The 8,733-nt window shown below is 59.1% G+C and carries 10 protein-coding genes; 4 read left to right on the top strand and 6 right to left on the bottom strand.

The window, feature by feature from the left end; translation table 11 throughout:
• Positions 1 to 198 precede the first annotated feature (198 nt).
• Positions 199 to 1,644: a SulP family inorganic anion transporter gene (locus AC1DVF_RS25360; RefSeq protein WP_093441205.1), complete on the bottom strand. Its 1,446-nt coding sequence runs from the start codon at positions 1,642 to 1,644 to the stop codon at positions 199 to 201.
• A gap of 156 nt (positions 1,645 to 1,800) precedes the next feature.
• On the opposite strand from AC1DVF_RS25360, the gene AC1DVF_RS25365 reads away from it, so the two are divergent.
• Positions 1,801 to 2,109, top strand: a complete 309-nt coding sequence (locus tag AC1DVF_RS25365) for a DUF7693 family protein (RefSeq protein WP_477783331.1) — start codon at positions 1,801 to 1,803, stop codon at positions 2,107 to 2,109.
• Here AC1DVF_RS25365 and AC1DVF_RS25370 read toward each other — a convergent pair.
• The gene (locus AC1DVF_RS25370) at positions 2,100 to 2,558 is read right to left on the bottom strand and encodes an N-acetyltransferase family protein (RefSeq protein ID WP_477783332.1); all 459 of its coding nucleotides are present in this window, start codon (positions 2,556 to 2,558) and stop codon (positions 2,100 to 2,102) included. The genes AC1DVF_RS25365 and AC1DVF_RS25370 overlap by 10 nt on opposite strands.
• A gap of 143 nt (positions 2,559 to 2,701) precedes the next feature.
• Here AC1DVF_RS25370 and AC1DVF_RS25375 point away from each other — a divergent pair, with 143 nt between their 5' ends.
• Entirely contained in the window at positions 2,702 to 3,346 is a 645-nt protein-coding gene (locus AC1DVF_RS25375) for a TetR family transcriptional regulator C-terminal domain-containing protein (RefSeq protein WP_477783333.1), read from the top strand.
• Positions 3,347 to 3,365: 19 nt separating this feature from the next.
• On the opposite strand, the gene AC1DVF_RS25380 is transcribed toward AC1DVF_RS25375, so the two are convergent.
• The 3 genes from AC1DVF_RS25380 to ggt form a co-directional block, all read right to left on the bottom strand.
• A complete protein-coding gene (locus tag AC1DVF_RS25380; protein ID WP_477783334.1) occupies positions 3,366 to 4,379 on the bottom strand; it encodes a lysozyme inhibitor LprI family protein in 1,014 nt (337 codons plus the stop codon).
• Positions 4,380 to 4,555: 176 nt separating this feature from the next.
• Positions 4,556 to 5,089 carry a cysteine hydrolase family protein gene (locus AC1DVF_RS25385; RefSeq protein ID WP_477783335.1) on the bottom strand — a complete coding sequence of 178 codons (534 nt, stop codon included), beginning with the start codon at positions 5,087 to 5,089 and terminating at the stop codon, positions 4,556 to 4,558.
• Positions 5,090 to 5,155: 66 nt separating this feature from the next.
• Positions 5,156 to 6,883 carry a gamma-glutamyltransferase gene (gene ggt, locus AC1DVF_RS25390; RefSeq protein ID WP_093441230.1) on the bottom strand — a complete coding sequence of 576 codons (1,728 nt, stop codon included), beginning with the start codon at positions 6,881 to 6,883 and terminating at the stop codon, positions 5,156 to 5,158.
• Positions 6,884 to 7,036: 153 nt separating this feature from the next.
• On the opposite strand from ggt, the gene AC1DVF_RS25395 reads away from it, so the two are divergent.
• Positions 7,037 to 7,552, top strand: coding sequence for a methylated-DNA--[protein]-cysteine S-methyltransferase (locus tag AC1DVF_RS25395; protein WP_477783336.1), 516 nt, complete (start codon positions 7,037 to 7,039; stop codon positions 7,550 to 7,552).
• A gap of 1 nt (position 7,553) precedes the next feature.
• Here AC1DVF_RS25395 and AC1DVF_RS25400 read toward each other — a convergent pair whose 3' ends face one another.
• Positions 7,554 to 8,144 carry an NUDIX domain-containing protein gene (locus AC1DVF_RS25400; RefSeq protein ID WP_477783337.1) on the bottom strand — a complete coding sequence of 197 codons (591 nt, stop codon included), beginning with the start codon at positions 8,142 to 8,144 and terminating at the stop codon, positions 7,554 to 7,556.
• Between the two features lie 195 nt (positions 8,145 to 8,339).
• Between AC1DVF_RS25400 and AC1DVF_RS25405 the strand changes: the two genes are divergently transcribed.
• Positions 8,340 to 8,733 (top strand): hypothetical protein (locus AC1DVF_RS25405; RefSeq protein ID WP_477783338.1); only part of this gene is annotated, 394 nt, incomplete at its 3' end.

Consider the following 8,733-nt stretch of genomic DNA (forward strand, 5'->3'; position numbering starts at 1 on the left):
AAGCAAACCGTAGGCGATGCGCCCGGATGGAGCCCGGAGCGAAGGAACCCCGAGCCCCAGCGAGCGGGCCGCACGTAGGAGCAAGCGTTTTTTTGCTTACTTTTTTTAGGCGTTTGTAAAAAAAGTGAGTCGCCGTAAGGGCGAAACCCTAAGTGGCCGTGACCGCAGCAACGGATATATACCCAATCAGCCAGACAATCAGTGATGCACCTCACCCGCCCGCTTCAACAATTTCTTGCACCGCTCAGACAAATGAAACACCTGCAAATGCTTACCCGCCTTGGCATAGCGCTCGCGCAGAGTCCTCAAAGCCGCAATCGCCGAATAATCAACAAAACTCAAATGCCGACAATCCAAAGTCACCCGGGCCGGATCATTAGCCGGATCAAACTGATTGAGAAAGGGCGTAGTCGAAGCAAAAAACAACGTGCCATGCAAACGATAAAGCTTGCTGCCGTCAGCCTCCAGATGCTCATCGGCATACAACTCACGCGCCTGCTGCCAGGCAAAGTTGAGCGCAGCGATGATGATGCCGCACAACACCGCAGTGGCCAGATCAGTGAACACAGTGATGGTAGTCACAGCAATGATCACCAGCACATCATTGAGCGGCACTTTGTTCACCACCCGCAACGACGCCCAGGCAAAAGTCTGCTGCGACACCACAAACATCACACCCACCAGCGCCGCCAGCGGAATACGCTCGATCAGCGGCGACAGAAACAGAATGAACAACAGAATCAACACCCCAGCGACCACGCCAGACAAGCGCCCGCGCCCACCGGAGCTGAGATTGATCACGGTCTGGCCGATCATCGCGCAACCGCCCATGCCACCGAATGCGCCCGAGACCATGTTGGCCGCACCGAGCGCCACGCACTCGCGATCCGGGTAGCCACGGGTTTCGGTGATTTCGTCGGTCAGGTTCAACGTCAGCAGGGTTTCCAGCAGACCGACCAGCGCCATCAGAATCGCGTAAGGCGCGATGATGCGCAGGGTTTCAAGATTCCACGGGATGTCCGGCAAAGCGAACGTCGGCAAGCCGCCGGCAATGTGCGCCATGTCGCCGAGGGTGCGGGTCGGCAGGCCGAACAGATAGACCAGCAGACCGACGCCGAGGATCGCCACCAGTGCCGGCGGCACCGCTTTCGTCAGACGCGGCAGGATATAGACGATGGCCATGGTCAGCGCCACCAGCCCGGCCATCAGGTACAACGGCGTACCGCTGAGCCAGTCCTCACCGTTCTTGAAATGTTCCAGTTGCGCCAGCGCAATGATGATCGCCAGACCGTTGACGAAGCCGAGCATCACCGGGTGCGGCACCATGCGCACCAGTTTGCCCAGGCGCAGCAAACCGAACGCCATCATGATCAAACCGCCAAGCAACACCGTCGCCAGCAAATACTGCACACCGTGTTGCACCACCAGCGCAACGATGACCACGGCCATCGAACCGGCCGCGCCGGAGACCATGCCCGGTCGCCCGCCGAACAACGCTGTCAGCGTGCAAATGATGAACGCGCCGTACAGGCCCATCAGCGGATTGAGGTGCGCCACCAGCGCGAACGCAATGCATTCGGGCAACAGGGCAAACGAGGTGGTGAGTCCGGCCAGGACATCGGCGCGCAGACGAATCGGTTTCATGGCTTACCTATCGAGCAGCCACCGAGCGCGGCTGCAGGTGTTCGGGAAAAAGAGGGTTGCGGATGTTACGGAATTGTCGCGGATCGGGCCAGTGAACGCTGACACTTGTCGGCCCGACCTTTATGCTGGCCCGCTCATCTGGTCATTGAGTTCGACATGTCTGCATTTCTGAGCGCCCGCGAGGTGTGTCAGCGTTTGCGTGAAGCGGCGTTGGGCGTGCTCGCTTTGAAAATCTGCGAGCGGCCTACCAAGGCCGGGCTGGTCACGGTCGATATCGAAGGCTGGCAGTTGCGGCTGGATGTTGAAGGTGGGCGGTTACATCACTGTGAATTCGCCCGCAATGGTGACGGACAAGAAGGCGCGCTGGACAGTTGGCAGCGTTACGGCACCGATCCGGTGAGTTTGCTCAGTACCTGGGAATTGGCGCAGATCGAGCTAATGCTGATGGCGGCCGTTCAGCCCTGACGCAAGTCGAGCAAATAGGTGTAGTAACCCGTATCGCGGACATAACCCAATGATTCATACAGCCCCTGCGCAGTGAAGTTGTCGGTTGCGGTTTCCAGCACCAGCCCCTTGGCGCCGGTCGCCAAGGCAAAGTCACGCGCCGTGTTCATCAACAAGCGGCCAACCCCACGCCCACGGGCGGCGGGCGTGGTGAACAGGTCGCTGAGCAGCCAGGTGCGGTGGGCATCGATGGACGAGAACGTCGGATACAACTGCACGAACCCCAGCGCCTCGCCCTTTTCATCCTGAACCAGAAAAATCGCGGATTCATCGCTGGCCATGCGCGCGGCGATGAAGGTTCGTGATTGCTCAAGGTTCGACGGCTGCTGGTAAAAGACTCGGTAAGCGTCGAACAACTGCGCCACCGCATCCAGGTGTGTCGCGTCGGCCCGCAGTGTCTGAAGGGTCATGTGCCTGCTCCGTTTCCAGTCAATGATCGAACCAGCATAGCGTCGCCCTTCGAGTGTGCTGGCTTCATCGCTATATAGTTTTGTATATTGCGAAACCGAAATCGCCAGAATCTTTCCATGCCGTCCAGCCAACCTGTATTGCCATGAGTGCCATCCGCGTACGCAACGAGCAGTTGATCCTCGCCGCTGCCAGCGAGGAATTCGCCGCCAACGGCTTCAACGCCACCCAGACCCGCGATATCGCGGCGCGTGCCGGGGTGCCCAAAGCCAATCTGTATTATTACTTCCAGAGCAAGGAAAACCTCTACAGCAAAGTGCTGTTGGGGTTTGTCGAGCCGCTGCTGGAAGCCTCGGCGGTGCTGCGTGAAAGTGATGATCCGCTGACGGGACTGCGCGCCTACGTGGCCGCACGCATTCGCATCGCCCGCGAACATCCGGCGATTGCCAAGGTCTTCAGTGGCGAGTTGCTATTGGGCGGTCGCCAGTTGCCGGATGAGTGCCGCGATCTGTTGCAGGCCGAAGCGCGGCGCAACGTTGAATGTCTGCGCAGCTGGATCGAGCGCGGCTTGCTGGCTCCAGTGGATCCAGAGCACTTGATGCTGTTCATCTGGTCGGCGACGCGCACGTACACCAACATCGGCTGGCAGATGGGCCGGATCATCGGGCGCGAAGTGCCGCAGGATGAGGACTATCAAACGGCGGCACAGACGATTACGCGGATGGTGCTGGAGGGCGTGGTCGTAGCGCCGCGGGTGGGCGAGATTCGTGGGGTGTTGTTTGCGACGTGATGGCGCAATGCTGCGCAGATCAGGGCATGAAGTCTACGGGGAGTTCCAGATGATCTTTCATGCGCTCGTTCCAGTCGTGCAAGGCGCCGGGTAGGCGTTTTTTCCATTTCGCAACGTCGGTGTAATAGCGCAGGCGCGAGTGACCGGTGTTGTCATCGGTAACCAACAAGACCCAGAAATGGCCATCGGCTGACCGCATCACGATGCCGGTGCCACCCAGGCCGCGCATCCACATCTCCCAGACCTGACTACCCGGTACATCAGCGGAAGATTCAGCGGTCATCAACGAGCCGGACTTTTCCACCAGCGTCTGATAATCAGTCTTGAGCAACGTGTGCAGTGCCTGGTTTTCTCCCGGTGTTTGCGCCAGGCCCAGGCTGAGCATGTCGTAATCCAGCGTCAGCGGTTGCTGCGAAGCGACAAAACGACCGGTGTAGTAGACGCCCAACCCGGCACTGCAATATCCGCCTGCACCGACGAGAGAAATATCCAGCACACCATTGATGGGGGTGAACAACAGGGTGCACTGGTCTTCCGAGTAAACGGCTTTACCGTCCTTGAGTGTGGCAACGCCATCCAGATCACCGGAGTTGGCGCCCTCAGCCGCCGTGATGTCGATGCTGATGTGCGTGGGGTCGCGGCGCTGGGTTATGACTGTCGCCGAGGTTGAGGTCCCTGGCGGAATGAGCTGCCAGGTCGCGTCCCAACTGAAGGGCTGGGTGGCGTGTTCAAGTTCGGTCAGGCGCATTAAATACTGCCGACGCAAACAGGCTGTCTGATCGCCACAGGCGTTGCGGTTTTTCAGCCACTGCCGCTGGTCTGCCTTGAGGCCTTTGGCATCGGGGACATCAGCCGATGTCGAGTGCCAGAGCTTGCCCAGCTTCTCATCGAGTTGCGAGATCTGCGGGTCGCCACAAATGGCTTTTTCAGTTTTGCTGGCAGCACTGGCGCAATCGAAACTGCTGGCGTGGGTGATAGAGGCAAACGCAAGGCACATCAGCGTCAAGGCATGACGCCGGGAGATAGCGAACATCGAGAGATTCCATTCTTCGGACGGCGCGCAGTATGCCAGTGCTGCCAGCGGAAATCCCTGATGTACATAGCAATCAGGATTTCGCAATCACTGTAGGAGTGAGCCTGCTCGCGATAGCGTTCGGTCAGACGATGTTGCATCGAGCAGGCTCACTCCTACAGGTTTTGTGTGGATAGTCAGAACGTAATGTCGGCTGCGGGTTTGACGTCGATACGCGCCACCGAGCCAGTCAGATTCGCTAGATCCTTGTTGTGCTCGGCGATGATGTCTTCGGCGCTCATATTGCCGTTGTCGACGGTGGAATGCGCGTCGGCGGCAAGCACTACGTCATAACCCAGCTCATGGGCCCGGCGTACGGTCGTATTGACACAGTAATCGGTCTGCAGACCGCAAATAACCAGTCGTTCGAAGTCTTCACCTGGCAAAAATTTACCCAGGTCAGTCTGGTAAAACGAGTCCCGGGTGGTCTTGCGTACGCGCAGGTCCTTAGGCGATGTCTCAAGCCCTTCGGCCAGTTGCCAGCCTTCGGCACCATGGGCCAACGGGCTGTCCTCTTCTTCATGCTGGATCAGCACCACGCGCACGCCAGCCTGGCGTGCGCGAGCACTGAGACCGTTGATGGTGTCGAGCACACGCTGAATGTCGTAGCACTGATATTCACCCGAGCAGAGGGCGCGCTGGACGTCGATGATCAGTAATGCGGTGGTCATGATGAGCCTTCCTTGATCAGTCCTTGAGACAGGGGCGGACGTAAGCCCGCCCCCTTTTTACGCGCCTCAGTAACCCAGTGACAAGCCCGTGTTGCGGCGTGGATCGTTGGCGCCGTAGAAACGGTTTTTGCCGACCGGCTTACCGCCCAGCGAAGGTGCACCCACCAGAATCGCGGCGATGTGGTTGGCGTCCTGCGGTCCGGCGAACTTGTGACCCCAGCTCTCGAGGAGCTTCTTCGTGTCGGGGCTGGCGGCGAAGTCTTCGAGGTTGGTTTCCTCCGGCATCCACTGCTGGTGGAAACGTGGCGCATCGACCGCCTCCTGCAGGCCCATGCCGTAGTCGATGACGTTGAGCATGGTCAGCAAAGTCGCCGTGATAATACGGCTGCCGCCCGGTGTACCGACCACCATCACCACTTTGCCATCCTTGGTGACAATGGTCGGGCTCATCGACGACAGCGGTGCCTTGCCCGGAGCAATCGCATTGGCTTCGCCCTGCACCAGACCGTACATGTTCGGCACGCCGACCTTGGAGGTGAAGTCGTCCATTTCATCGTTGAGGATCACCCCGGTCTTGCTCGCCATCACGCCCGCGCCGAACCAGTCATTAAGGGTATAAGTGACCGACACCGCATTGCCCCACTTGTCGACGATCGAGTAGTGAGTGGTGTTGCTGCCCTCATGGGGGGCTACGCCGGGTTTGAGTTCGGCCGACACGCCAGCCTTTTGCGGCTGGATGGCGTCGCGCAGTTTGGTCGCGTAGTTCTTGTCCAGCAGATGCTCGATCGGATTTTTGACGAAATCCGGATCGCCCAGGTAGCTGTTGCGATCGACATAGGCGTGGCGCATGGCTTCGATCTGATAGTGCATGCCTTGGGCCGAATGGAAGCCCAGATCCTTCATCGGATAGCCTTCGAGGATGTTCATGATCTGGCAGATCACTACCCCGCCAGAGCTTGGCGGCGGCGCCGAGACCACGTGATAACCACGGTAGTCGCATTCCACCGGAGCCAGTTCGCGGGTCTTGTATTTATCGAGGTCCGCCTGGGTGATGATGCCTTTGTTGGCCTGGCTGGAGGTGACGATGGCATCGGCAACCCAGCCTTTATAGAAGCCGTCGGCGCCTTTTTCGGAAATGGTCCGCAGGGTTTTGCCGAGATCCTTCTGCACCAGTTTCTGCCCGACCTGCATCGGCTCGCCGTTATGCAGGAAGATCGAACCGGAGTCGCGCATGTCCTTCTTGAACACGTCGGTGGCGTACTCCAGCAACTCGACGTCACCCTGCTCCAGCGCAAAACCGTCTTCCGCCAGTTTGATCGCCGGCGCAATCATTTCCTTGCGCGGTTTGGTCCCGTATTTGCTCAGCGCCAGCTCCATGCCGGACACGGTGCCCGGCACGCCCACCGCCAGGTGGCCACGGGTACTCAAGTCGGGAATCACGTTGCCTTCCTTGTCGAGGTACATGTTGGCAGTGGCCGCCAGTGGTGCTTTCTCACGAAAATCGAGGAAGGTTTTGCGCCCGTCTGCCAGTTGAATGGTCATGAAGCCGCCTCCGCCCAGGTTGCCTGCTGCGGGATAGACCACCGCCAGCGCGTAACCCACGGCGACCGCCGCATCGACGGCATTACCGCCACTTTTCAATACGTCGACGCCAACATGGGTGGCCAGATGTTGCGCGGTGACCACCATGCCGTTTTCTGCGGCAACCGGTGCCACCGACGCCGCGTGAGCCATGAGACAGCTGAGTGCCAGTGAGGTCGCTATCAGCGATTTGGCCAAAGGTTCGTACTTCATGAGTCGATCTCTTTTTTGTTTTCAGGGTCTGTGCAGAACAGAGGGGGAAACGCTGCAAGAGCACCAAGCAGTATGGTCGGCTTTGCGTATTGCGCCTCCCCGATCAGGCAGTATGCTGGGCGCTGTTGCCACCCTGCTCCGGAGTCTGTCGTCATGTCTTATACGTTCATCACCCTGCCCTCGCCCGTCGGCGAGCTGAAGCTGGTCGCGAACGGCTCACGACTGGCGGCCATCCTCTGGGAAAACGATAAACCCGACCGCGTGCGCCTCGGGCCGATGAGCGAGGCACACGACAATCCGATCCTGATTCGAACGGCTCGACAACTTGAAGAATATTTTTCCGGGACGCGTGACTGTTTTGATCTGGAACTGGATTTCGCTGGCACCGTTTTTCAGAAAAAGGTCTGGGCGGCGCTGCTGACCATTCCTTTTGGCCAGACGCGCACTTACAGCCAGATCGCCAGACAGATTGGCAATCCCGCTGCTGTGCGGGCAGTGGGCGCAGCGAACGGACGCAACCCGATCTCCATTGTCGCGCCGTGTCATCGGGTGATCGGCGCCTCAGGGAAGCTCACCGGGTTCGCCGGGGGGCTAGAGGCGAAAGAGCGCTTGCTGACCCTGGAGGGTGGCGACTGGTCGACGGTTGGCAAAACCGGGGATTTGTTCTGACTCAAGCGCCGAACAGGTTATTCATCGCCGCATACTGCAACAGCATGATGGTCTTGGCGTCGCAGATCTCGCCGCGCTGAAACGCCGCCAGCGCTTCGTCGAAGCTCCACTCCAGCACTTCAAGTTCTTCAGTCTCTTCTTCCAGACCACCGCCCTCGCTAACCTTCGACGCCGCGTCGTATTCGGCAATGAAAAAGTGCAGCTTCTCGGTCACTGACCCCGGACTCATGTAAGCCTCGAACACCTTCTTCACCACGTGCACGCGATAACCGGTTTCCTCCTCGGCTTCATCGCGAATCCGCTGCTCCGGCGCAGCCCCTTCGAGCAACCCGGCCGCCACCTCGATCAGCAAACCATCATGACCATTGACGAACACCGGCAAGCGGAACTGCCGGGTCAGTACCACCGTGCGCTGTTCACGGTTGAACAGCAGAATCGCTGCGCCGTTACCACGGTCGTAGACCTCACGGGTCTGACGCTGCCACTCACCATTGTTGCGGTGATAGTCGAAAGTGATTTTCTTCAGCAAATACCAGTCATGGGACAACACCTGAGTGTCGATGATATTGACCCGCTCGGCTGTGTTGGACATGACGCCTGATCCTTTTGTCATTGAAGGCTTCCGGGTAGGTAAAGGCCCTTAGTTGTGAACGAGAATACGAAACCCTATACCGCCCTACAAAACATGTCGAAACATCCTACAGATAACGCCTACTCGCCCGACTTCTTTCCTGATTGATCCCCCGCAAAGTCCCCGCACCTTTTTGATGTGCGCGAGAGACTGCGAATGCTTCCAACCGATCAGCTGCTGGCCCTGAACAACAGCATCGGCCTGCTCGTTGTTGCTGCTTTGAATCCCGATGAGCCGGACTTCGAACACCTGATCCGCGAATTCCGCCTGTGCCTGAACAACTACGAGGCCTGGGCCGAGCAGTTCTGGGCCGGGACGGCGCTGGATGTCGAGCAGGTCTTCACTGTCGGAAACGACGTGCGCCTCAGCGCGCCGATCAAGTCGCGCCAACCGCTCAGTTCATCGGTGGTCATGTGCTCGGCCAGCGGGTCGCTGACGCTGGTGCACATGTTCGAGGCCGCGCGGTTTGTGCCGATTGGCAACACGCCGGTGACGCTCGAACCGGTGCTTGCCGATGTCGGCGGCGTGCTGACTTTCGGTGAGCCGCTGC

It is taken from the genome of Pseudomonas sp. P4_D7, assembly GCF_056401755.1.

What these genes read in the sequence shown, in the direction of transcription:
- AC1DVF_RS25360 (WP_093441205.1), bottom strand. Translation starts at nt 1,644, where the DNA reads ATGAAACCGATTCGTCTGCGCGCCGATGTCCTGGCCGGACTCACCACC.
- AC1DVF_RS25365 (WP_477783331.1), top strand. Translation starts at nt 1,801, where the DNA reads ATGTCTGCATTTCTGAGCGCCCGCGAGGTGTGTCAGCGTTTGCGTGAA.
- AC1DVF_RS25370 (WP_477783332.1), bottom strand. Translation starts at nt 2,558, where the DNA reads ATGACCCTTCAGACACTGCGGGCCGACGCGACACACCTGGATGCGGTG.
- AC1DVF_RS25375 (WP_477783333.1), top strand. Translation starts at nt 2,702, where the DNA reads ATGAGTGCCATCCGCGTACGCAACGAGCAGTTGATCCTCGCCGCTGCC.
- AC1DVF_RS25380 (WP_477783334.1), bottom strand. Translation starts at nt 4,379, where the DNA reads ATGTTCGCTATCTCCCGGCGTCATGCCTTGACGCTGATGTGCCTTGCG.
- AC1DVF_RS25385 (WP_477783335.1), bottom strand. Translation starts at nt 5,089, where the DNA reads ATGACCACCGCATTACTGATCATCGACGTCCAGCGCGCCCTCTGCTCG.
- ggt (WP_093441230.1), bottom strand. Translation starts at nt 6,883, where the DNA reads ATGAAGTACGAACCTTTGGCCAAATCGCTGATAGCGACCTCACTGGCA.
- AC1DVF_RS25395 (WP_477783336.1), top strand. Translation starts at nt 7,037, where the DNA reads ATGTCTTATACGTTCATCACCCTGCCCTCGCCCGTCGGCGAGCTGAAG.
- AC1DVF_RS25400 (WP_477783337.1), bottom strand. Translation starts at nt 8,144, where the DNA reads ATGTCCAACACAGCCGAGCGGGTCAATATCATCGACACTCAGGTGTTG.